Below are 21822 nucleotides of genomic sequence, written 5' to 3'. Positions count from 1 at the left end.
AAGCGCCACCAGAATCGCTCACCACAATCACAAAAAGCGTGAGGCCACTCCCGTGGACCAGACACTCCAGGTACGGCAAGCCGCCGCCGACCTCGTCGATGCCTTTGCCAGCAACGACACCGCCCGCTACTTCGCCTGCTTCAGCGAAGACGCCACCTTCCTCTTCCACACCTTGGCGCAGCCGCTGTTGTCGCGTGGCGCTTATGAAGCCGTGTGGGCCCAGTGGCAGGCCGACGGTTTTGCCGTGCTGGCGTGTGAGTCGGGCAATGCGCAAGTGAGCCTGCAAGGTGACGTGGCAATCTTCATGCACGATGTGGCCACGCACATCCGCATCGCCGGTGAAGAGCACCAGCTGGCCGAGCGTGAAACCATCGTCTTTCGCCGCCAGGGCGAGCGCTGGTTGGCCTGCCATGAACACCTGTCGGTCGTCACCACCGCCTGATCTTCTTTTACGCGGCCTTGCCGCTCTGCCATCGCACCCACAATAAGGCCCGCGCACTGCGCCGGGCGACAACAACCGCGCTGGAGTATCACCATGAGCCACTCGACCGGTATCGAGACCAACGGCGTCGAACAGATTCCCGACGACCAACGCCACGCCTCCCCGCTTGACCTGTTCCGCCTGATTTTCGGCGGTGCCAACACCTTTGCCACAGCCGTGCTGGGCAGCTTCCCAGTGCTGTTCGGGTTGTCGTTCCAGGCCGGGGTCTGGGCGATTGTGCTCGGGGTCGGCATCGGTGCCATCATCCTCGCCCCCATGGGCCTGTTCGGTGCGCTCAACGGCACCAACAACGCGGTGTCGTCGGGCGCGCACTTCGGCGTGCACGGGCGCATCGTCGGCTCGTTCCTGTCGCTGCTCACCGCCGTGGCGTTCTTCTCGCTGTCGGTGTGGAGCTCGGGCGATGCCTTGGTGGGTGGCGCCAAACGCCTGGCCGGCCTACCAGAAACCGACCTCACCCTGGGCCTGGCCTATGGCCTGTTCGCGGTGTTGGTCCTGGTGGTGTGCATCTTCGGCTTCCGCTTCATGCTGTGGGTCAACAAGATTGCCGTGTGGGCGTCGAGCTTGCTGTTCTTGCTGGGCATCGCGGCCTTCGCCGGGCCGTTCGATGCGGGCTATGCCGGCAGCGTAAAACTTGGCCAAGCGGGTTTCTGGGCAGCCTTCGTCGGTGCGGCGATCCTGGCCATGAGCAACCCGGTGTCGTTCGGTGCGTTCCTGGGCGACTGGTCGCGCTACATTCCGCGGACCACGCCCAAGTCGCGCATCATGCTGGCGGTGATCGGCGCCCAGGCCGCGACCTTGATCCCGTTCCTGTTCGGCCTGTGCACCGCCACCTTGGTCGCCAGCCAGGCGCCTGACTACATCGCGGCCAACAACTATGTCGGCGGCCTGCTGGCGATCTCGCCGAGCTGGTTCTTCCTGCCGGTGTGCCTGATTGCGGTGATCGGCGGCATGTCCACCGGTACCACCGCGCTGTACGGCACGGGCCTGGACATGTCCAGCGTGTTCCCGCGCCTGCTCAGCCGCGCCGCCGCCACCTTGCTGATCGGCGTGCTGGCGATCGGCTTCATCTTCATCGGCCGCTTCACCTTCAACCTGGTGCAGAGCGTGTCGACCTTCGCCGTGCTGATCATCACCTGCACCAGCCCATGGATGGTGATCATGATCCTCGGCCTGATCACCCGTCGCGGCTTCTACCATGCCGATGACTTGCAGGTGTTCACCCGTGGCCAGCGCGGCGGCCACTACTGGTTCACGCACGGCTGGAACTGGCGCGGCATGGGGGCGTGGATCCCCAGCGCGGCAGTCGGCCTGTGCTTCGTCAACCTGCCGGGTCAGTTCGTTGGCCCGCTGGGCGACCTGGCCGGCGGCATCGACCTGAGCCTGCCGGTAACCCTGGGGCTGGCGGGGGTACTGTACCTCGCCCTGCTCAACCTGTTCCCTGAACCTGCTGGCGTATATGGGCCCAATGGCCCGCGCTGGGTGCGCTGCATAAGCACCTCGCATGCGCCGGTAATCACTGCCGAAATGGCCTGACTGGAATTTGCCCATGACCACTTCTCACTACATCGCCGGCCGCTGGGTCGAAGGCCAAGGCAGCGACTGCATCAGCGTCAATGACCCTGCCCTGGGCCAGCCCTTCGCCGAATTGATGGCCGCCAGCGTTGCCCAGGTCGACCAAGCCGTGGTCGCCGCGCGCGAAGCCCTGCCGGCCTGGAAGCAGACCAGCGCCAGCGAACGTGCAGCGTACCTGCGCGGTTTCGCCGAGCAACTCGGGCAGCGCCGTGAAGCGTTGATCACCCTGCAGATGCGCAACAACGGCAAGCCGCGCCACGAGGCCGAAATCGACCTGGACGACGCGATTGCCACCTTCAACTACTACGCCGACCTGGCGGAGCAGTTGCCGCAAAAGAACCGCGACGTGCCCCTGGCCGCGCCCGGCTTCACCGCCCGCACCCGCCTGGAACCGGTCGGCGTGGTCGGCTTGATCGTGCCGTGGAACTTCCCGCTGGTGACCAGCGCCTGGAAGCTCGCCCCCGCCTTGGCCGCAGGCTGCACCGTGGTGCTCAAGCCTTCGGAAGTCACCCCGCTGATCGAGCAGGCGTACGGCCAGATCGCCGAGGCCCTCGGCCTGCCCGCCGGCGTGCTGAACATCGTCAACGGCAAGGCCGAAACCGGCGCGGCGCTGAGCAACCACGCAGGCCTGGACAAGCTGTCGTTCACCGGCAGCAACAGTGTTGGCAGCCAGGTGATGCGCAGCGCTTCTGCCCAATGCCGGCCCGTGACGCTGGAGCTGGGCGGCAAGTCGGCGATCGTGGTGTTCGATGATTGCGACATCGACCAGGCCGTGGAATGGATTGTCGCTGGCATCAGCTGGAACGCCGGGCAGATGTGCTCGGCCACCTCACGCCTGCTGGTGCAGGACGGCATCGCCGATACGCTGCTGCCGCGCTTGCAGGCGGCACTGGAGAACCTGCGGGTGGGCAACCCGTTGAGCGAAGAAGTGGACATGGGCCCACTGACAAGCCAGGCGCAGTGGCTGAAGGTTGCCAGCTACTTCGCCACCGCACGCGAAGAGGGCCTGCAATGCCTGGCCGGCGGCAAAGCGCTGGACCGTGATGGCTGGTTCGTCAGCCCCACGCTGTATGTGGACGTCCCGGCCCACAGCCGCCTGTGGACCGAAGAGATCTTCGGCCCGGTGCTGTGTGCACGGCGCTTCACCACTGAAGCGCAGGCGATCACCGAAGCCAACGACAGCCGCTTCGGCCTGGTGGCCACGGTCTGCTCTGCCGACCTGGAACGCGCCGAACGCGTTGCCGATGCGCTGGAGGTTGGCCACGTGTGGATCAACTCGGTGCAGGCGGTGTTCGTCGAGACCTCGTGGGGCGGAACCAAAGGCAGCGGCATCGGGCGCGAGCTCGGGCCCTGGGGGTTGTCGGGGTACCTCTCGGTGAAGCATGTGACGCGCTGCCTGGGTTAACCCCAGCAGCTGGTCAACAAGCCCCTTGCTGACGGATGTCACAAGGGGCTTTTGCTTTGCGCTTGATTCCGTTTCACAAAGGCCCTCATGGCCACGTGACTTTTCAGTCATCGCGCAAAGTCCCACTTCCTGGTACCCCCACAATCACAACACCAGGCCGGACCACCATGCACCCTCAACGCACCGCCTTGCACAACGAACTGCACGCTCGCCCGTCGCTGTATTTCGACGGCCCGGCCCATGTCTTCCACCTCGCCTTGCTCGGCGGCGATGCAGCGTGTGCGGCGCTGCTGCAACGCTGCTGCCCAGAGGCGCAGCACATCAACGCAGCGCAGGGCATTACCCGGCTGGACGGCCACCCGTTCAAATGGGAACGGCACACCGAGTTCTTCACCCTGACCCTGGTGGTGCCCTGCTCCACCGCCAACACCGAGTGGCAAGCCCTGCCACAGGTGCTGGCCGAAGCCATCGCCCCGCAAACGGCGCAGGTGATCAATGCGGTGCAGGTGCTGGTCCGCGACGAACAGGACCTCGACCTGAGCCACTATGGCTTCAAAGACCCCTGCGGCTCCTGTGTGGGCGGTGGCGATGCGTCGGTGTGGAGCGATTTTCGCCTGACCGAGGACGGTACCAACCGCTTCCTGTTCATCAATCGCCGCCTCAATGCGTACCGCCAGGGCCGCATGATCCGGCGCCTGCTGGAGATCGAAACCTACCGCATGATGGCCTCGCTGACCCTGACCACGGCCAAGGCCCTGAGCCAAGAGCTGGACGCCTTCGACAAGACCCTGGTGAGCCTGTCCGAACGCAGCGCCGGCGGCGATGGCCACGACTCCAAGGGGCTGCTCGACGCCATCGCCCTGCTCTCGCGCCAGGTGGTCAGCCACACGGTGAAGACCCGCCACCGCTTCGGCGCTACCCAGGCGTATGCGCAACTGGTGTTTGAGCGGTTGGCTGAACTGCGCGAAAGCCACGTGGGCGATTGCCAGCGGTTGGGCGTGTTCATCGAGCGCCGCTTCAAGCCCACGGTGCGTTACTGCGCAGCCACCGAGCAACGGCTGGAGCAGTTGGCGAAGAATGTCGCCAACCTGGGGGACCTGCTGCAGGCCCGGGTGCAGGTAGAGATGGAAGAGCAGAACGCAGAGATCCTGCGCAGCCTCAATGCCCGGGCCGACGCCCAGGTGAAGATTCAGCGGGCGGTGGAGGGGCTGTCGATCATCGCCATCACCTATTACCTGTTGAACCTGTTCAAGCTGCTGTATGGCGGGCTGAATGTGCTGGGGGTGGGGCTGACGGCGCGGGATGGGTTGTTGGCGATGGCGCCGCCAGTGCTGTTAGTGCTGCTGGTGATCCTGGTGAGGATCAGGCAGGCCAAGCAGCATTGAGCCCTGTGGGCTGCCTTGCAGCCCAATCGCCGGCAAGCCCGCGCCTACAGGCCCATGCTAGCGCAAACCTGTGGGAGCGGGCTTGCCCGCGAATGGGCCGCACAGCGGCCCCGGCTTCACGCCGGCTCGTCAGCCGGGCGCGCGCCCTCTTGCACCAACACCATGCTTTGCGGCGACGACAGCGGGATGCCCTCATCGCGTAACCGGCCAAGAATGGTGAACAGCAGGTCACTGCGCGTGCCCGACACCTGCCGCGGCCCCGCTACATAACCACTGACGCCAATGACCATGCCACTGGTGGTCAGGTCCTTGAACGACACCGAACACGCAGGTGCATCCAGTATCGCTTCGTGCTCCTGGTACGCCGCCAGCAGCAATTCCCGCACACGGTTGGCATCGGTTTCCAGCGGCAAGGTCAGGGTAATGCTGACCACCCCAAGGGCATTGCCCATGGTCACATTGCGCACGTTTTGCGAGATGAACTGCGAGTTGGGCACGATCACCGTCGAGCGGTCGGACATCTGAATCTCGGTGGCGCGCACATTGATGCGGCGGATATCACCCTCGACACCGGCCAGACTGACCCAGTCGCCCACCTTCACCGGGCGCTCGGTGAGCAGGATCAGGCCGGAGATGAAGTTCTGCACGATCTGCTGCAGACCAAAACCGATACCGACCGACAGCGCACTCACCACCCAGGTCAGGCTGGTCAGGTTGATGCGCAGGGTCGACATCACCAGCATGGCCAGGAACAGGAAGCCCAGGTAACCCACCAGCGTCACCAGTGAGGCGCGCATGCCGGCGTCCATGTCGGTTTCTGGCAGCAGGCGCTCGCTCAACCAGCGCTTGAGCACACGAATACCGAACATGCCGCCGAAGAACATCACCACCGCCAACAGGATGTCCTGCGGCACGATGTTCATGTTGCCGAGCATCTTGCCGCCGGTATCGTCCCAATCCCCCAGGCTGAGCAGCAATTCGCCGGGGCTGGTGCCCGACGGCGTCAAGGCCAGCAATACCGCCAGGAACAGCAACACAGTGCGACCAATGCCGGCGAGAATCGTGCTGGCCTGGGCCTGATGACGCGGCGCCAGGCCCAGCGTCGACGCCAAGGCCAGGCCACCGGGCTGACGAGGCGACAGCAAGGTCTCGCACAGGTCACCGAGGAAGGTGGTCAACAGGTAGGCACAGGTGGCCACCACGCTGATCCACAGCAACTTGGCGGTCAGGAAGTAGGCCAGGGTCAGGAAACCGGCCAGCAGTGCCAGCACGATCAGCCCCACCCACACCACGATGACGAAGGGGATCAGCCCCGCCAGGCCGGTCGGGCGCTCCAGGTCATGCTGGCGCAAGGTGCGGCGGTAGCGCAGCAAGGCCACCGAGAAAATCACCGCCACCACCAGCGCGGTCAGGCCGTTGGTGGCCACGGTCAGCGCCAGGCTGGTGCCGATCACGCTGTTGATGCGCTCCTGGGTCAGCAGCACCATCAACGCCAGAGCCAGCAGTTTGGGGAACCAGCCCAGGGCGCTGGCCACTTCATCGTGGATCGGCGGCAGGCGCCAGGACGGGCGCTGCAGCATCAACATGGCGCGGCCCAGGCCCGAAATGAAGGCGCTGAACACCACCAGGGTAAGGATATGGTTGGTCAGGCTGGCGATGTCCGAACCCAGCTCGGCGCTGCTTTCCAGGCCCCAGCGCAGCAGCGACACGGAGCCAGCGATGGTACCCAGCGTCGCCAGGCTGACGCTCAGGGCCAAGGCGCTGCGGCGCAGGCGGCCTTCCGGCAGCCAGCGGATCATGGCGTCTGCCAGCAGGCGTTCGAGCAGGCGACGGACCAAGGTCCAGACCAGGATTGCCGCCACCAAGCTGGTCAGGAACAACCAGCGATGCTCGGCACTGAACGCGCTGGCCACGGCATCAGCCGCCTCGCCGCGCAGGTCTCGCAGGCGACTCAGGTCTTCGGCGGTAGGGCGGATCAGCGATTGCCAGAACGCCGGGGTCAGCGGGCTCGTCGCGCGGCTGGTGACCTGCGAGTTGAACTGGCTGCGGCGCAGGTTGACGATCTGCGTGGACAGGTCGCGGGCCGACTGGGTCAGCTTGGTCGCCTGCTCCTGCTCGGCCAATACGGACTTTTTCTGCGCCTCGAGGTCCTTGCGCTGAAGCGTGATGGTCGCGGTCTCGTCCGGCTGGGGCGGGCCGAGCACCTTGAGTTTGTCGTCCAGGCCATCGACGTCGGTGGTCCGCAGCGCACTCAGTGCATCGGCCTGACGCTGCACCTGCATGGCCGCCTGGCGCAACTGCGAGAGCACGTCGTCATTGGCGTTGCTGGTGACGCCCTGGCGGATCTCGTCGAGTCGGTCATTCAGTTGCTCAAGGCTCGCGTTTTCTTCGAGCACCGGCAGTTCGGCAGCGGCCAGGCTGGAGACTGGCGTGGCCGGTGCGGACCAGGCCGGGGTGGCCAACGCCACCATCAGGGCCAATACGCCTAGGCAATAACGGGCAAGGCTGACACGCCTCATCGAACATTCCTCTATACATTTCGATTTGGCGGGGGATTCTACGCGGCTTGAGGCGATCAGGAGAGTGCCGTTTCTCGCGTGAGCAGTTGCTGCTTGCGCTCGACGCCCCAGCGGTAGCCACTGATATCGCCATCGCGGCGAACCACCCGGTGGCACGGGATGGCCACGGCAATGCGGTTGGCGGCGCAGGCCATGGCCACCGCGCGCACCGCCTTGGGTGCGCCGATACGCTCGGCGATGTCGGTGTAACTGACCCGACAGCCGGCCGGCACCTCGCGCAGGGCCTGCCAGACCCGCTCCTGAAAAGCCGTGCCTTGCACATCCAAAGGCAGCGCCAGGCCCAGTGCTGGCGCTTCGACAAAGCCCACCACCTCGGCGACCACGCGTTCATATTCGTTGTCGCCGCCTATCAGCCGGGCGTTTGGGAACTGGTCCTGCAACGCGTGCAGCAGTGGCTCGGGGTCATCACCCAGCAAGATCGCGCAAATGCCCTTCTCGCTCTGCGCCACCAATATCGCCCCCAGCGAACACTGGCCCAGCGCAAAGCGAATGGTCGCCCCCTGCCCGCCGGCACGGTAGGCCTTGGGGCGCATGCCCAGGCGTTGCTCGGCACTTTCGTAGAAGCGGCTGTTGGAGTTGTAGCCGGCGTCATAGATGGCATCGGTGACTGAGCGCTGATCATTGTCCAGGTGCTCGCGCAGGCGCCTGGCACGAAACGCCGAAGCGTAAGCCTTGGGGGTCAAGCCGGTTTCGGCCTTGAACAGGCGGTGCAGGTGAAAGGGGCTGACGGCCAGTTGTGCGCTGAGTTGGTCGAGATTCGGCGAAATCTCGTCGCCCTCGAGCAGGCGGCAGGCGCGGGTGACCAGCTCGCTACGCCGGGTTGCAGTGGCACGGCTCGCGCTTGTGCAACGCTTGCAGGCCCGGTAACCCGCAGATTCGGCAGCGGCGGCATCGCTGTAGAACGCGACGTTTTCGCGCTTGGCCATGCGCGCTTTGCAGCCAGGGCGGCAGTAGATACCGGTGGTGCGCACGGCGTAGACGAAGTGACCGGCGGCGTTGCCGTCGCGAGCCTGCACGGCCTGCCAACGTTGTTCGGAGGTTGTGTAGGGTTTCATCGCGGGTTACCTCTTATCTTTATCGCCTGTACCGGCCTCTTCGCGGGCAAGCCCGCTCCCACAGGTACACCACGGGTCCCGACGACAGTGGAGACCTTGTGGGAGCGGGCTTGCCCGCGAAGAGGCCGGTGCAGGCACAGCAAATACCTCAGGCCCGCCACAGGTACCAGGCCGCCACGGTGCGGAACGGGCGCCAGCCACCGCCCAGCGAGCGCATCTGCGCCGGCGTCGGTGCCTTCTCCAACCCCTTGAGCCGACGATACCCCTCACGCACCGCGAAGTCGTCGACCGGCAGTATGTCCGAACGCTCAAGGCAATAGATCAGCAACATCTCCACCGTCCAGCGCCCTACCCCGCGCAAGGCCACCAGGCGCTCGATCAACGTGTCATCGGGCATGGCCAGCGCCTCCTCGCGGCTGGGCACCACACCCGCTAGGCGGGCCTGGGCAATGCCCTGAACCGTGGCTGCCTTGCTCGCCGAAAAGCCGCACGCACGCATCGCCTCTGGCGTTACAGCCAGCAATTGCTGCGGTGCGGGAAAGCCGCCTTCAGGGAACAGCGCCAACAGCCGGCCCAAAATCGACTCGGCAGCGCGTGCATGCAATTGCTGGTAGGCAATCGCCCGTACCAGCGCCTCATAAGGCTCGCGTCCCGGCGTCGCCTGGTGCAGGCACGGCCCGATCGCTGCGATATGCCGCGCCCAGTCCGGGTCCGACTCGGCCAGGTAGCGGGCAGCTTCCCGGTAGGCTTCGGGCGAAAGGTCAGCCAGGATCATAGCGGCTCCAACACGTCGACTAGAGGCCTAGCTTAGCCCAACCGTTCATCGGCGAAACGCCGGATCTTGCGCGGCTAATTCCTGGCATACCATTGCTCTGCGGCGCGTTACCCGCATAGAATTGAGAACTATTCACAATCGCGCACGCTCACGGGATCAGGCCTTCGATACGATGCAGATCAACGACACGCTCAAGCCCACCGAGGTCGCTCTGCTCTATCAGTCCCACCACGCCTGGCTAAGCAGCTGGCTGCGCAGCCGGGTCGGGTGCCATGAGCATGCCGCCGACCTGGCCCAGGATACCTTCGTCCGGGTGTTGCGTGCCCGTCAGGCCTCACCGCTCAAGGAGCCCCGCGCCTACCTCAGCGCCATCGCCCGTGGGCTGATGATCGACCAGTTCCGCCGCCGCGCCCTGGAGCGGGCCTATCAGGAAAGCCTGGCCCACCTGCCGGAAGCCGAAGTGCCCAGCGAGGAACACCGGCTGGTCATCCTCGATACGCTGGAACGCCTCGACCGCGCCCTGCAGGCGCTGAAGCCGCGAGTGCGGCAGGCCTTTCTGCTGGCCCAGATCGACGGGCTGAGCATCGCGCAGATCGCCCTGCAGCTGGATGTGTCCCGCGCGACCATCGAGCGCGACTTGGCCAAGGCCCTGGGTGTCTGCTACCGGTTGCGTTATGCCGAACGCTGAGAACGCCCCCGCGCAAACCCAGGTCGACCAGGCCATCGACTGGCTGGTGAAACTGCGCTTCGACACCCCCAGCCCGCGTACCGAGCGGCAATTCCAGCAATGGCTGGCCAGCCACCCACAAAACCCTCAGGCCTGGCAGCGTGTCAGCAGCCTCAGCGACGAGCTGGCCGGGTTGCCCAAGGCACTGAGCCGACGCACCCTCGACGCCAGCCAGCGCCAGCACAGCAGCCGCCGGGACCACCTCAAGCTGCTGGCGCTGTTGGCCGTTGGCGGCAGCCTGGGCTGGGCCGCGCGCGCGCCCTTGGGCCTGCCGCAGCTACTGGCCGACAGCAGCACCGCGGCAGGTGAGCGCCGGCAATTGCAAGGCAGTGATGGCAGCCGTATCCAGCTCAACACCGCCAGTGCCATCGACCTGCACTACAGCAGCCAACAACGACTGCTCGAACTGATACGGGGCGAGGTCAGCCTGGACGCCAACGCCAACGACAGCCGGCCCTTCCGCATCGATACCCGTGTCGGCACCTTGGGCACACTCGACGGCCAACTGCTGCTGCGCGAAAACGACAATGGCTTGTTGTTGGCCGTACGCCGTGGCGAGGTCACACTGTTCCCCGCGTCGCCTTCAGCGCGGTTGGTACAGGCTGGCGAAACCTTGCAGGTGCAGGCCAACGGCAGCTCGCAGGCCGTGAGCCTGCGCAGCGACCCGTGGGGCTGGACCGACGGCGTGCTCAGCGTGCAGCAGATGCCGCTGGGCGAATTCGCGGCGGAGCTGGCCCGCTACCGCCCGGGCCTGCTGCGCTGCGCCGACGAAGTGGCAAACCTCAAGGTCTCCGGCACCTACCAGCTGGCCGATACCGGGCAGATTCTGCAATTGCTCACGCGCAGCCTGCCGGTGCGGGTCGAGTACCGCACACGCTATTGGGTGAGCATCGACGCCGCCTGAACCCCGCGTGGTCAGTCCGCCACCGCGCGCAGGCGCCCTGCCCGCCGGTACGACTGCCGGGCAAAACAGACGAACAACCCTGCCATGATCGCCAGCGCCATCGGCAACCCGTGCGGTGCCACATCCATCGCCGCGCCACTGACCAGCGGCCCGATCAGGCTGCCCACACCCCACAGCAAGCCGACGCTGGCATTGGCCGTGACCAAGTCCTGCCCTTTAAAGCGCTGCCCGATCAGCACCAGCGCCAAGGTGTAGATGCCCCCCGCCACTGCGCCCAGCACCACCAACAGCGGCCACAGCAACCAGGTCATCTGCAGCAGCCACGGCAGGCCAATGCCGATCAGCATCGCCACCAGGCCGCACACCAGGTGCAGCCCGGTGCGCTCGACCCGGTCGGCCAACCAGCCCAAAGGCAGCTGGAACAGCATGTCGCCAGCAAACACCACCGTCACCATCAGCGCCGCCACACCCACGGCAAAGCCGTGGCTGGTGGCGTACACCGGCAGCAGCGACAGCACCACGGCGTCGAAGAAGGAGAAGAACAGCACCGCCACGCACAAGGCCGGCGCCACGCGGAAGAACCCGGCCAGGCCGAAGCTTTTTTCGCCTTCTTCATGCTCGACGTAATCGTTGGGCACGGTCAGCACGATGCACAGCAGCGCCAGGCCATAGCAGGCGGTGACCACGCCAGTGATCCATGGGCTGTCGGCGCCCAGCACGGCCAGCATTGCTGGGCCGAGTACTTGGAAGCCGGTAAAGCTGGTGGCGTACAGGGCCATGATCTTGCCGCGGTTGTGCTCGGGGCACAGCTCGTTGACCCAGGATTCGCCCAGAATGATAGCGATACCCATGCCGATGCCCAGGCCCAAGCGCAGCAACGCCAGCAGCCAGATCGAGTCGAAAGCCGACTCCAGCAAGGCGATGCTGACGGTGCACAGGCTGAAGCAGAGCAAGTAGATGGTGCGCCGGGTCAGGCGCCGGCAGCAGGCGTCGACCATGAATGCCGAAAGCATCATCCCTGCTGCCGGGATGGCCGAAATAATGCCGATTTCCAGCGTGCCTGCGCCGGCCTCATGCAGGCGCAACGACACCAACGGCAGGCTGGCCCCGAGGCTAAAGCCCACCACCGACACGGCGAACAACAGGCCCGCCAGCAAACGCATGTTCATTTACCACTCCTTGCAAACCGAAAAGACGAGCAAACACGAGCGCGCACGCCGGGACGGCGGACGACGCAAAGGCGCGGATCAGTTCAGGGCAAGGTGAGGCGAGAAGGTGAAGGCAAACAGCACGCTGCGCCGACGCTTGAGCACCGTGTCGCTCGGCCACGCACGACGCAGGGCCTGGAGTGCAGGCTGGCGAGCAGGTGGGAGGGACGGGTTACGGCGCATTGCTTTGACTACGCAGGTTGGAGAAAAGAGGCGGCACTCTAGGCTAACGGTGGTCGGGCCGTCAATCATCAGGGGGCCTGGGAGCGGGCTTGCCCCGCGAACACCGGCGAAGCCGGTGCCATGCACCGCGTAGCCCCATTCGCGGGACAAGCCCACTCCCACAGGGTCCTCACAAGGTCTGAGCCTGCGCAGTTACCTGTGGGAGCAACTGTCTTCTTGTGGAGGCTGGCCTTGCAGGCGATTGGGCTGCGCAGCAGCCCCTTACAGGCTCAACGCTTGCCGGTAGACGGCAGGAACACCGCCAACAACCCGAACAACGGCAGGAACGAGCACACGCCATACACGTACTCGATACCGCGCAGGTCCGCAACATAACCCAGCAGCGCCGCGCCAATACCGCCGAAGCCGAACATCAGCCCGAAGAAGATCCCGGCAATCATGCCCACACTGCCCGGCACCAGCTCCTGCGCATACACCACGATGGCCGAAAACGCCGAGGCCAGGATGAAGCCGATCACCACGCTCAGCACGGTGGTCCAGAACAGGTCGGCATACGGCAGCGCCAGGGTGAACGGTGTCACGCCCAGAATGGAGAACCAGATCACCGCCTTGCGCCCGATACGGTCACCGATCGGCCCGCCGAAGAAGGTACCGGCCGCCACCGCACCCAGGAACAGGAACAAGTGCAACTGCGAGCTGGCCACCGAAACGTCGAACTTTTCGATCAGGTAGAAGGTGAAGTAGCTGGTGAAACTGGCCATGTAGAAGTACTTCGAGAACACCAACAGGCCTAGCACGATCAGCGCCGCGATCACCCGCTTGCGCGAGATGCCATGGGTGGCCTGCACCGCCTTGCGGGCCTTGGCCTGGTTGAGGTGCTCCTTGTACCAGCTACGCAGCATCAGGGTCACGGCGAAGAAGAACAGCCCCGCCAGGCCAAACCAGGCCACGTGCGTTTGCCCGAACGGGATGACGATCGCCGCCGCCAGCAGTGGCCCCAGCGCCGAGCCGGTGTTGCCGCCTACCTGGAAGGTCGATTGGGCCAGACCAAAACGCCCGCCCGAGGCCAACCGCGCGATGCGCGAGGTTTCTGGGTGGAAAGTGGATGAACCAATGCCCACCAGCGCCGAGGCCAGCAGGATCATCGGGAAGCTGCCGACAAAGGCCAGCATCACGATCCCCACCAGCGTGCACAGGGTGCCCATCGGCAGCAGGTTGGGTGCGGGCCGGCGGTCGGTAAAGAAGCCGACCCAAGGCTGCAGCAGCGAGGCGGTTATCTGGAATGTCAGGGTGATCATGCCGATCTGGGCGAAGCTCAGGTCGTAGTTGGCCTTGAGCATCGGGTAGATCGCCGGCAGCACCGACTGGATCAGGTCATTGATCAAGTGCGCCAGGGCGCAGAAGCCGATGATGCGCATCACCAACGGGTTGGCAGGGTTCGCCGCTGCGCTGGTGGACGCCGTGGAGGTGCTACTGATGGCCATGTGCCTGAATCTCCGTCCGCAGGTTTGGGATCCGATTATCGGGAAACAAATAGATACATAGCTACCTTTTTTATCCCTCCGTCGAAACGTACTTGTAAATGGTTCTCAATATAATTAGCATCCTCGACTCATTCCCCTGTCATCGTTGGGCGAAACGGCCCCTATCGTGAGCAGACCGATCCCATGAGCCCGATGCCCGCCAAGCAACTCCAGCCCGACCCTCAGCAGGAAGCCCTGGAGTGGTTTTCCCGTTTGCGTCAGCCCGGCTGTGACGAAGGCGAACGCCAGGTGTTTGCCGCCTGGTGCCAGGCGCCGCAGAACGCCCAAGCCTACGCTGAACTGGAAACCTTCTGGCAACAGCTGCAACCGCCACCGGCACGCCCCCGACCGCGGCAGATAAATACGCGCCGCAGCCACCTAGGCAAATGGCTGGCGCTGCTGTTTTTGCTGGTGCTAGGCGCTGTGGCCTACCTGTACTGGCCACTGATGCAACGCCTGGGCAGCGAACTGCACACCGACGTGGGCGAACGCCGCAGCTTGCGCCTGCCCGACGGCTCGACCCTGCACCTGGACAGCGCCAGTGCGATGAACGTCGACCTGCGTGGCCGTACCCGCCAGCTGCACCTGGTACAAGGCCAGGTGTACCTGGAGGTCCTGCTCGACGGCCGGGCCATGGAGGTAGAAGTGGGCGATGCGCGCATCCAGGTATTTGGCACCCGCCTGCAAATCGCGCGCTATGCGCACCACGACGAGCTGGTGGTGCTCAGTGGCAAGGCCATGGTTGTGCAGGGCGGGGAGCAGCGCCTGGTCTCGGCGGGTGAACGGGTGAGCTTCGACGGCACACGGATCAATACTGTGCAAAAAGCCGATCCGAAGACCGCCGACAGCTGGCGCAACGGCCGCCTGCGCGCCACTGATATGCCGCTTGGGCAAGTGTTGGAGCGCCTGGCGGGCTACCAGGGCGAACGGCTGTGGATAGTCGACGCACACACCGCCCATCGGCGCGTGAGCGGCGATTTCAACCTCGACCGCCCTACCGAAAGCCTCGCCGCACTGGCCAGCGCCCAGCAATTGCAGCTGCACAGCGTGCTCGGGCACTGGCTGATCGTTCGCTGAAGGCGGGCCTGGCGGCTAAGTTTTTGAAAGCGTGCAAATTTTTTTTGAAATGAGTGTTGACAGAGGGGCATCACAAGGGAATAATGCGCGCCATTGGCTACATAGCTCAGTTGGTTAGAGCATAGCATTCATAATGCTGGGGTCCGGGGTTCAAGTCCCTGTGTAGCCACCAAACATGATAAAGGGCTTACCGAAAGGTAGGCCCTTTTTCTTTGCCTGTGAAAAAGTTGCGGCGTCTCCGGCAACTGACCCAGTGCGATGTGCTAAACCCACACAGCAGTAAGCAGTGCTAGCACTGCCACCAGGGCCAGCACTTTAATTGTCTGAGCCGTACGCGCGGCAGGCGCATGCTCGTGCGAAGAGGTCAGGGTTTCCTGCATGCGCTTAAAGGCTTCGATGTGCTCTTCATCTTGCGCCAGCCAGACACGAAAAGCCTTGCGCTCGCGGCCACTGGGCTGGCCGTCGAGGCGCGCCAGCCATTCGACGGCTTCGTGTAGGATTTCAGGGCTCATAGCGGCGACCCAATGAGGCATTGGCGCAACCACACCAGCCGCCACTGGTAACAGCCCCTGTACCAGTCATCCAGGCAGTCTGCGGCGGGAAATAGAGGTATTTTCATCGCGATGCTTCGCAAATGGGAATGATTCTATTCTAAATTGCCACTACCCGACATGCAATCACCAGCTTGACGCAGGCATTTCACTTGCCTGGTCGAAGGATCCTGCCTGATACGATCACATCGCTACAACTGATAGAAGTACCAGGTGCCCACCCTGCCCTGTCAGCGCACACTCGCCATTACAACTGCCAGACCAAGGCCGATCAGCGCCAGGCCAATCACTCGGTCCATCATGACTTGCCGCTCGATCATCGCCTTGCGCAATGCCGTGCTGGAGAAGAACACCGCCACCAGGCTGAACCACACCCAATGGGCAAACGACATGAACGCGCCGTAAGCGAAGTCCAGCGCCAGCGGGCTACCCGGCTGCACCACCTGGGTGTAGGCGCTGATGACGAAGAGCATGGTCTTGGGGTTCAGGGCGTTGGTCAGAAACCCGGTGCGCAGTGCCGCCCTCAGGCTGGCACCGGTGTCTTGGCCAACGCCGTCGAGGTGGATGCGCGTGGTGTTGGTCAGCGATTTATAGCCTAGGTAGATCAGGTACCCAGCACCGACGACCTTCATGAACAGGAACAGGGATGGGCTCTGGCTAATGATCACGGCGATGCCCAGCACCGTATACAGCACATGCACCTGCACGCCCAAGGCGATCCCCACGGCAGCCGCCAGTCCGGCTTTACGGCCCTGTGCATAACTGCTGCGGGTGACCATGGCGAAGTCGGCCCCCGGGCTGATAACCGCAAGGATGGTGAACAGGGCTACGGCGATAAGTTCGGTCATTGGCGGGTCTCGATTGGCGATGAAAATGCACAGACGCGCCGATTATCCTGGGCTTATGGGCCGCTAAAAATCGATTTATAGTGGCGGATATTCGATAGTTTTTCTCACAGAGGTGCAGTGCTTGCACTGGCCTCTTCGCGGGCAAGCCCGCTCCTACAGGTGCTGTGCACACTTCATGAGTGCGCGATCCTTGTGGGAGCGGACTTGCCCGCGAAGAGGCCGGAACAGGCACCACAAAACCATGAAACTGCCCCCTCTCAACGCCTTCCGCTACTTCGACATTGCCGCCGAAACCGAAAGCTTCGTGCGCGCCGCCGAGCGCCTGCATGTCACCCACGGCGCGGTCAGTCGGCAGGTACGGCTGCTTGAGGAAAGCCTCGGTATCGAACTGTTCGAACGCCGCAACCGGGCCATCTTCCTCACCGCCGCCGGCCGTGCGCTGCATGGCACCACCCAGGCCATGTTCGAACAGCTCGAAGGCGCCGTGCAGCGCCTGCAACAGCAGGAGCGCGACAACGTGCTGGTGCTCTCCTGCGAGCCCACCATCGCCATGCGCTGGCTGATCCCGCGCCTACCGCGCTTCCACAGCGCCCACCCCGACCTGCAACTGCATCTGGTAGCCGCCGGTGGGCCGCTGGACTTCGCGCGCAGCGGCGTCGACCTGGCGCTGCGCCGCGATGACTTCCACTGGGACCGCCAACTGCATCACCGCAAGATCTGCGACGAATGGATCGGCCCTGTCTGCCGCCCCGGCGACGCCACCGGCCTGGACGGCCAGCGCTTATTGCACAGCCGCACCCGGCCCAGCGCCTGGCCCACCTGGCTGCGCCTGAGCGAACAGCGGGCCAGGCACACCGAGCGCAGCGACTATGAGCATTTCTATTTGTCGATCCAGGCCGCCAGCGCGGGCCTGGGCCTGGCCATGGGGTCAGCCTTGATGGTGCGCGACGAACTCGACAGCGGCCAACTGCAGGCCCCTTTCGGCTTCTTGCGCGACGGCTCTGCCTATCATCTGCTCAGCCCGCAGCCGCTGGACGAGGGTGGCAAGCGCCAGCGTTTCGCCGAATGGGTGATCGACGAATGCCAGGCCTGCCTGGCTCACTTGGGTTTGATACAGAACGACGACCCGGCGCTGCCATCGCCACCCCAGGTGCGGTAGCCGGCCGTGTCGACATGAATACGACCTGACGGGTAGCGGCCCAGGCCCATGTTCCAGGCTTGGCCATGCTGTTGCCAGAAACGGCACAACGGGTTGGGGTCAGCCCAGGCCGGCAACAGCATATCGACGGCGAAGGCGCGGGTGTGGGCGCTGTTGGCGGCGCCACCGGCGCAGACGTTCAGGCGCGGGTCACGGTAGGCTGAAACCACCTCGAACTGGCGCAGGATGCCTTGATCGCCGAGGGTTTTGAGCAGCGACAGCGTCGAGCGCACCGCAGGCCATTGGCTCGCCGGTGGCACCGCAAACGGCGACGCCCGGCACAGCTTCCAGTCCGAGGCCGAGCGAAGCAGTTGGTGAATAGGCACCACCCCGTACAAGCGGGCGTCTACCAGCATCTCGCGGAACGGGCGAGTCTGATGATCGCCAGCCCATTGAGCGAACATCCACACGTCGCGGTCATCGGCCTGCGCCGCATTGACCGCCCACATCCCCGCCACCAGCAGTAGCCACTTCGCCCCTGTCATCCCTACTCCCGGCTCAAGCCTCATGGCCTGTAATTGGGGCCGCTTGGCAGCCCATCGCCGCGACTGGTCACCACGACAATGCCTCAGGTATAGCGCAGTATAGAAAGGCTCCCACACCTGTGGGAGCTCCTATGGTTTTTGCCATTAGTCCAACGCCCGCAACCGATACTGCGGCGGCAGTTGGGCGAACCCGCTGATGGTGGTGTCCAGGCTCTTCCAACGCCCGTCCTTGATGCCGTAGATGCAGCCATGCACCGACAGCTCCTGCCCACGGTGCCAGGCGTTCTGCACGATGCTGGTGTGGGCCACGTTGGCGACCTGCTGGATCACGTTCAGCTCACACAGGCGATCGACCTGCGCCTCTTCGGTTTCAAGCTTGGCCAGCTCACCGCGCTTTTCGTAGTACAAGTCGCGAATCGAACGCAGCCAGCCGTCGATCAACCCTAGCTGGCGGTCCTGCATGGCGGCGCGCACACCGCCGCAGCCGTAGTGGCCGGTGACCAGGATGTGTTTGACCTTGAGCACTTCGACGGCGTACTGGATCACCGACAGGCAGTTAAGGTCAGTGTGCAGCACGACGTTGGCGACATTGCGGTGGACGAACAGGTCGCCGGGCAGCATGCCGACGATCTCGTTGGCCGGCACCCGCGCATCGGAGCAGCCGATCCAGAGGAATTCCGGGGTTTGCTGACGGGCCAGTTTGGCGAAGAAATCGGGGTCACGCTGGGTGATGGCATCGGCCCAGCGCGCATTGTTGTCGATCAGTTCCTGCAGGTCGTGCATGGTCTTGCCTCATCAGGTTGTACCTGTGTGACTGGACCTGCGCCTGAGGGGTCACTCCTCGAACAGGGTGCAGGCCATCACCAGAGCGTCTTCACGGCCACCCGCGACCGGATAGTAGTCGCGGCGGCGGCCGATTTCGTTGAACCCGTAGCGCTCATACAACCGATAGGCCGACTGGTTGCTGGCGCGCACCTCCAGGAAGCACTCACGCTTCTTCCAGGCGTGCCTGAATGAACCCCTGGACAAAATCGCGTGTAGCGTCCGGGCCTTGGTCCATAAACGATAGATCGAAAGATCTCAATCGACGCCACCTATTGGCTTTCTATCTGACAGCTTCATGACCGGATCGCAGGGCGTGAATGAACCTACATGGTTAGACCTGCCTTGCAGCATCCAGAATCTATGAAGTTTATCGCCTAGCTGATTTGCGAATCCAATCAACAACTGAACCCAAACCGCTAGCAACGTAATTCGTCACCTTGCTAACTCTAGTTATCTTTCCATATTTTTTATACAACGCTTCTCTCGCTCCACTCACCGTATTAGAATCGAGCATATCTAAATAATCTAGCGCGATAGCTCTATTATTTGGACCATTAGGAACATTAGAAAACAGCTCGTGTTGAGAACGCTTAATTCGAGCTATCATTTTGGCTTTAACCACCCCATTATCGACACCAGCCTGCGGATTTTGAATCAAACCTCCTTCTTGCTTCAAGTGCTTTGACACCCCAGCCTCTACGGGTGACGCAGCACGCTTACGCGAAATATGAAACTCTTCCGAGAGAAGGCTGGCCTCTGAAAAATACTTTCCCGGACCCTTTCCCTGTATATATTCCGAGAGAAGGGGGCCCTCTGAAAAATACATTCCCGGACCCTTTCTCTGTATAAACTTAAACGACATCTCTGTTCGTATAGGGTCTAAATAATTACCCGCCCCTTTGAGCGTTATGGGTATTGAAAGCGATGGCAAATAATCAAAGCTTCTTGATGAGCCCACATAGTAGATCATGTGGCCACTAGGGTCCGTACGATTCACTGGGTCACCCCCGCAGTAAACATACGCATTCACGCCTCCTCTACCAAACGGACTGAATTCATCAGGCGAGTTGAAGCGATTGGTAACAGCGTCAAAAAAACGATAACCGTTTCCAAGAAAGTAACCGATTGGCAACAATGACTGCATCTGGCCTGCGAAGCCTATCAGCGACTCCATACCCCTCTGGAAGCCATAAGGTGAATAGGCTACCGATTTAGACCGTGTACCGGACTCACCTATCACAGAGCCCATGCCATCCGAAGCGAGCATCATCGTTTGCTGAAGACCATTGGCAACCTTTCGCTCGACAAGCCGCATACCCGCAGCCTGGATCAACGAACTGCAACGGCCTTCCTGCCAAACAGTGCGTACTGCATCCCCTTCATAAAAAAACCAAGCACCCGTGAAAGTCTTCATGGTCGTAATACTCAGAATTCCCATCCCAATGATTCAGAACGCGAAGCCCTTTGTATACTGGTAAAAATGCCAGGAGCGTTTCTGGGGTAACTCGGAAGCCGAGCGCAGCAACGGGTGAATCGGCACCACGCCATAGTATGCGCTAGAGGGCTGGCAGCCAGCGCATCAGCAAATGGACCGCACCTTCACTCTTCGAACAACGTACAAGCCATCACCAGCGCATCCTCGCGCCCGCCCGCCATGGGGTAGTAATCCCGCCGGCGGCCGATTTCGTTGAACCCGTAGCGCTCATACAACCGATAGGCCGACTGGTTGCTGGCGCGCACCTCCAGGAAGCACTCACGACCATTAAGCTGGTAAGCTCGCGCCATCAGGTGCTCGAGCAGACGCAGGCCCAGGCCACACCCCTGGTTCTCGGGCTTGACGGTGATGTTGAGCAGGTGCGCCTCGTCGATGATCACGTTGATCACGCCGTGGCCGACCTGCTGCTGGCCATCGAACATCAGCCACACTTCGTAGGACTTGAGCGCATCCTGAAAGATTCCGCGGGTCCAGGGATGACTGAACGCGGCATATTCGATCTTAAGCACGGCATCCAGATCCGCCTCGGTCATCGGGCGGAAACTGATCGATTCACTCATTCAACGCTCTTCCAGCGCGCCATCAGCTGGCGCATGGCTTTCCAGACGTCCGCCTTGCGCTGCGGCTCGTCCATCAACAGTTCAAGGCCCGGCAAGGCCCAGGCGTCGCCCAGGCCATCGAGCTTCAGTACTTGGTAGTAAGTGTGCGCATCGGCATTGCCGGCGAAGCGCAGCGCGGGCAGGCCGATCAGCCACAAGCAGTTGCACGGGGCTTCTTCCAGACGCGCCTGGATGAACCCCTGGACAAAATCGCGTGCAGCGTCCGGGCCTTGGTCCATGTTGCCGCGCACCAGCAACGGCCAGCGGACCGGCTCGCCGATGATCTGCGGGGCGTCGGGCAGGCCGGCGGCGCGCAGCATGTCCTTGAGCAGCAGGTAGGACGGGTCGCGGCTCTGGAAGGGCTGGCCGGTGGCCAGTTCCACCAACAGCAGGCAACTGCCGGCGCGCAGCAACTGCAGCGAGAAGCGTGGCGGCGGCACCGGGGCCGGGCGCGGTGCGGGTGCTTCTGGCTCCGCTTCGGCTGGCTTGGCGGCAGGCTTTGCGGTGCTGCCGGGGCGCGGGATTTCGATTTTCGGGCGTTCGCCAGAGCGTGCCTGAGGGGCGGCTGGCGCCGGCTGGTTGGCCGCAGGTGCAGGCCTGACCTCGAAGTCGATGTCTTCGACCGGCGCCACCGGCAACAACAGTTCGGGCCGCGACGGTGCGGCGAACGGCAGTTCGGCGCGCGGCAGCCAGTGCACCACTTGCATGGCGGAGAGGTAGGCGCGGCGACGGGGTTCGGTCAGCACGGGGCGGGTATCCGGAGGGTTGAATCAATCGGGCATTCTAACGCGTACGCCTTGGGTTTTGCAGTGTTGTTGAGACCGAGCGCCGCCCGCGCGGCGCTTCGCGGGACAAGCCCGCTCCCACATTTTGTTCCGGGCCAATCATGCCTGTGCCATTGGCGCGCGTACCCCTTGGTGCACGAC

The 21822-nt window shown here is 63.4% G+C and carries 20 protein-coding genes, 1 tRNA gene and 1 pseudogene; 9 read left to right on the top strand and 13 right to left on the bottom strand.

Annotated elements, in window-relative coordinates:
- Positions 1-52 precede the first annotated feature (52 nt).
- The 4 genes from ACMCNM_RS03950 (at position 53) to ACMCNM_RS03935 (ending at position 4864) form a co-directional block, all read left to right on the top strand.
- Positions 53-442, top strand: coding sequence for a YybH family protein (locus ACMCNM_RS03950; protein ID WP_099452884.1), 390 nt, complete (start codon positions 53-55; stop codon positions 440-442).
- Positions 443-535: 93 nt separating this feature from the next.
- On the top strand, positions 536-2035 hold the full coding sequence (locus ACMCNM_RS03945; RefSeq protein ID WP_412763972.1) for a purine-cytosine permease family protein: 1500 nt from the start codon (positions 536-538) through the stop codon (positions 2033-2035).
- A gap of 13 nt (positions 2036-2048) precedes the next feature.
- Positions 2049-3479 carry an aldehyde dehydrogenase family protein gene (locus tag ACMCNM_RS03940; RefSeq protein WP_412763971.1) on the top strand — a complete coding sequence of 477 codons (1431 nt, stop codon included), beginning with the start codon at positions 2049-2051 and terminating at the stop codon, positions 3477-3479.
- A gap of 167 nt (positions 3480-3646) precedes the next feature.
- Positions 3647-4864, top strand: a complete 1218-nt coding sequence (locus ACMCNM_RS03935; RefSeq protein ID WP_186681692.1) for a DUF3422 domain-containing protein — start codon at positions 3647-3649, stop codon at positions 4862-4864.
- Between the two features lie 116 nt (positions 4865-4980).
- On the opposite strand, the gene ACMCNM_RS03930 is transcribed toward ACMCNM_RS03935, so the two are convergent.
- The 3 genes from ACMCNM_RS03930 to ACMCNM_RS03920 all read right to left on the bottom strand — a co-directional run bounded on the left by ACMCNM_RS03930 (position 4981) and on the right by ACMCNM_RS03920 (position 9273).
- Positions 4981-7383: a DUF3772 domain-containing protein gene (locus tag ACMCNM_RS03930; RefSeq protein WP_186681689.1), complete on the bottom strand. Its 2403-nt coding sequence runs from the start codon at positions 7381-7383 to the stop codon at positions 4981-4983.
- Between the two features lie 56 nt (positions 7384-7439).
- Complete coding sequence (ada, locus tag ACMCNM_RS03925) at positions 7440-8498, bottom strand: bifunctional DNA-binding transcriptional regulator/O6-methylguanine-DNA methyltransferase Ada (protein ID WP_085274120.1); 1059 nt, start codon at positions 8496-8498, stop codon at positions 7440-7442.
- Between the two features lie 148 nt (positions 8499-8646).
- A complete protein-coding gene (locus ACMCNM_RS03920) occupies positions 8647-9273 on the bottom strand; it encodes a DNA-3-methyladenine glycosylase family protein (protein ID WP_412763970.1) in 627 nt (208 codons plus the stop codon).
- Positions 9274-9445: 172 nt separating this feature from the next.
- Here ACMCNM_RS03920 and ACMCNM_RS03915 point away from each other — a divergent pair, with 172 nt between their 5' ends.
- Together ACMCNM_RS03915 and ACMCNM_RS03910 are read left to right on the top strand one after the other, a co-directional pair.
- Complete coding sequence (locus ACMCNM_RS03915; protein ID WP_027594502.1) at positions 9446-9961, top strand: sigma-70 family RNA polymerase sigma factor; 516 nt, start codon at positions 9446-9448, stop codon at positions 9959-9961.
- On the top strand, positions 9948-10904 hold the full coding sequence (locus tag ACMCNM_RS03910) for a FecR domain-containing protein (protein ID WP_027594503.1): 957 nt from the start codon (positions 9948-9950) through the stop codon (positions 10902-10904). The genes ACMCNM_RS03915 and ACMCNM_RS03910 overlap by 14 nt, the downstream gene beginning before the upstream one ends.
- An 11-nt stretch (positions 10905-10915) precedes the next feature.
- Here ACMCNM_RS03910 and ACMCNM_RS03905 read toward each other — a convergent pair whose 3' ends face one another.
- Both ACMCNM_RS03905 and ACMCNM_RS03900 read right to left on the bottom strand, forming a co-directional pair.
- Positions 10916-12073, bottom strand: a complete 1158-nt coding sequence (locus ACMCNM_RS03905) for an MFS transporter (RefSeq protein WP_027594504.1) — start codon at positions 12071-12073, stop codon at positions 10916-10918.
- Positions 12074-12564: 491 nt separating this feature from the next.
- Entirely contained in the window at positions 12565-13779 is a 1215-nt protein-coding gene (locus tag ACMCNM_RS03900) for an MFS transporter (RefSeq protein ID WP_099428299.1), read from the bottom strand.
- A gap of 192 nt (positions 13780-13971) precedes the next feature.
- On the opposite strand from ACMCNM_RS03900, the gene ACMCNM_RS03895 reads away from it, so the two are divergent.
- Together ACMCNM_RS03895 and ACMCNM_RS03890 are read left to right on the top strand one after the other, a co-directional pair.
- Positions 13972-14895 (top strand): FecR family protein, encoded by a 924-nt coding sequence (locus tag ACMCNM_RS03895; RefSeq protein ID WP_412765900.1) that lies wholly within the window; start codon positions 13972-13974, stop codon positions 14893-14895.
- 95 nt (positions 14896-14990) lie between these two features.
- Positions 14991-15067 (top strand) — tRNA-Met (locus ACMCNM_RS03890).
- 91 nt (positions 15068-15158) lie between these two features.
- Here ACMCNM_RS03890 and ACMCNM_RS03885 read toward each other — a convergent pair.
- Positions 15159-15407 carry a FecR/PupR family sigma factor regulator gene (locus ACMCNM_RS03885; protein WP_186681680.1) on the bottom strand — a complete coding sequence of 83 codons (249 nt, stop codon included), beginning with the start codon at positions 15405-15407 and terminating at the stop codon, positions 15159-15161.
- Between the two features lie 269 nt (positions 15408-15676).
- Positions 15677-16294, bottom strand: coding sequence for a LysE family translocator (locus tag ACMCNM_RS03880; RefSeq protein ID WP_339551237.1), 618 nt, complete (start codon positions 16292-16294; stop codon positions 15677-15679).
- A 241-nt stretch (positions 16295-16535) separates the two neighbouring features.
- On the opposite strand from ACMCNM_RS03880, the gene ACMCNM_RS03875 reads away from it, so the two are divergent.
- Positions 16536-17453 carry a LysR substrate-binding domain-containing protein gene (locus tag ACMCNM_RS03875; protein ID WP_412763969.1) on the top strand — a complete coding sequence of 306 codons (918 nt, stop codon included), beginning with the start codon at positions 16536-16538 and terminating at the stop codon, positions 17451-17453.
- Here the strand turns inward: ACMCNM_RS03875 and ACMCNM_RS03870 are convergent.
- The 6 genes and pseudogenes from ACMCNM_RS03870 to ACMCNM_RS03845 form a co-directional block, all read right to left on the bottom strand.
- The gene (locus ACMCNM_RS03870) at positions 17393-17977 is read right to left on the bottom strand and encodes a D-Ala-D-Ala carboxypeptidase family metallohydrolase (protein ID WP_216642505.1); all 585 of its coding nucleotides are present in this window, start codon (positions 17975-17977) and stop codon (positions 17393-17395) included. The genes ACMCNM_RS03875 and ACMCNM_RS03870 overlap by 61 nt on opposite strands.
- Before the next feature lie 144 nt (positions 17978-18121).
- Positions 18122-18760: a carbonate dehydratase gene (can, locus tag ACMCNM_RS03865; protein WP_027594511.1), complete on the bottom strand. Its 639-nt coding sequence runs from the start codon at positions 18758-18760 to the stop codon at positions 18122-18124.
- Positions 18761-18811: 51 nt separating this feature from the next.
- Positions 18812-18970, bottom strand: a pseudogene (locus ACMCNM_RS03860) (ribosomal-protein-alanine N-acetyltransferase); the annotation flags it as partial.
- Positions 18971-19169: 199 nt separating this feature from the next.
- Positions 19170-20216, bottom strand: a complete 1047-nt coding sequence (locus ACMCNM_RS03855) for an RHS repeat-associated core domain-containing protein (protein WP_412763968.1) — start codon at positions 20214-20216, stop codon at positions 19170-19172.
- 185 nt (positions 20217-20401) lie between these two features.
- Positions 20402-20857, bottom strand: a complete 456-nt coding sequence (gene rimI / locus ACMCNM_RS03850) for a ribosomal protein S18-alanine N-acetyltransferase (protein ID WP_027594512.1) — start codon at positions 20855-20857, stop codon at positions 20402-20404.
- Positions 20854-21642, bottom strand: coding sequence for an energy transducer TonB (locus ACMCNM_RS03845; protein WP_186683171.1), 789 nt, complete (start codon positions 21640-21642; stop codon positions 20854-20856). The genes rimI and ACMCNM_RS03845 overlap by 4 nt, the downstream gene beginning before the upstream one ends.
- Between the last annotated feature and the right edge of the window lie 180 nt (positions 21643-21822).

The sequence above is a fragment of the Pseudomonas sp. NGC7 genome (assembly GCF_047159675.1).
Taxonomy (GTDB): Bacteria; Pseudomonadota; Gammaproteobacteria; order Pseudomonadales; family Pseudomonadaceae; genus Aquipseudomonas; species Aquipseudomonas kermanshahensis.
The sequence above is the reverse complement of the archived record's forward strand: the minus strand, read 5'-3'. Positions and strand labels throughout refer to the sequence as shown.

Coding starts and splice junctions, on each gene's coding strand:
- ACMCNM_RS03945 (WP_412763972.1), top strand. CDS start 536: ATGAGCCACTCGACCGGTATCGAGACCAACGGCGTCGAACAGATTCCC.
- ACMCNM_RS03940 (WP_412763971.1), top strand. CDS start 2,049: ATGACCACTTCTCACTACATCGCCGGCCGCTGGGTCGAAGGCCAAGGC.
- ACMCNM_RS03935 (WP_186681692.1), top strand. CDS start 3,647: ATGCACCCTCAACGCACCGCCTTGCACAACGAACTGCACGCTCGCCCG.
- ACMCNM_RS03930 (WP_186681689.1), bottom strand. CDS start 7,383: ATGAGGCGTGTCAGCCTTGCCCGTTATTGCCTAGGCGTATTGGCCCTG.
- ada (WP_085274120.1), bottom strand. CDS start 8,498: ATGAAACCCTACACAACCTCCGAACAACGTTGGCAGGCCGTGCAGGCT.
- ACMCNM_RS03920 (WP_412763970.1), bottom strand. CDS start 9,273: ATGATCCTGGCTGACCTTTCGCCCGAAGCCTACCGGGAAGCTGCCCGC.
- ACMCNM_RS03915 (WP_027594502.1), top strand. CDS start 9,446: ATGCAGATCAACGACACGCTCAAGCCCACCGAGGTCGCTCTGCTCTAT.
- ACMCNM_RS03910 (WP_027594503.1), top strand. CDS start 9,948: ATGCCGAACGCTGAGAACGCCCCCGCGCAAACCCAGGTCGACCAGGCC.
- ACMCNM_RS03905 (WP_027594504.1), bottom strand. CDS start 12,073: ATGAACATGCGTTTGCTGGCGGGCCTGTTGTTCGCCGTGTCGGTGGTG.
- ACMCNM_RS03900 (WP_099428299.1), bottom strand. CDS start 13,779: ATGGCCATCAGTAGCACCTCCACGGCGTCCACCAGCGCAGCGGCGAAC.
- ACMCNM_RS03895 (WP_412765900.1), top strand. CDS start 13,972: ATGCCCGCCAAGCAACTCCAGCCCGACCCTCAGCAGGAAGCCCTGGAG.
- ACMCNM_RS03885 (WP_186681680.1), bottom strand. CDS start 15,407: ATGAGCCCTGAAATCCTACACGAAGCCGTCGAATGGCTGGCGCGCCTC.
- ACMCNM_RS03880 (WP_339551237.1), bottom strand. CDS start 16,294: ATGACCGAACTTATCGCCGTAGCCCTGTTCACCATCCTTGCGGTTATC.
- ACMCNM_RS03875 (WP_412763969.1), top strand. CDS start 16,536: ATGAAACTGCCCCCTCTCAACGCCTTCCGCTACTTCGACATTGCCGCC.
- ACMCNM_RS03870 (WP_216642505.1), bottom strand. CDS start 17,977: ATGACAGGGGCGAAGTGGCTACTGCTGGTGGCGGGGATGTGGGCGGTC.
- can (WP_027594511.1), bottom strand. CDS start 18,760: ATGCACGACCTGCAGGAACTGATCGACAACAATGCGCGCTGGGCCGAT.
- ACMCNM_RS03855 (WP_412763968.1), bottom strand. CDS start 20,216: ATGAAGACTTTCACGGGTGCTTGGTTTTTTTATGAAGGGGATGCAGTA.
- rimI (WP_027594512.1), bottom strand. CDS start 20,857: ATGAGTGAATCGATCAGTTTCCGCCCGATGACCGAGGCGGATCTGGAT.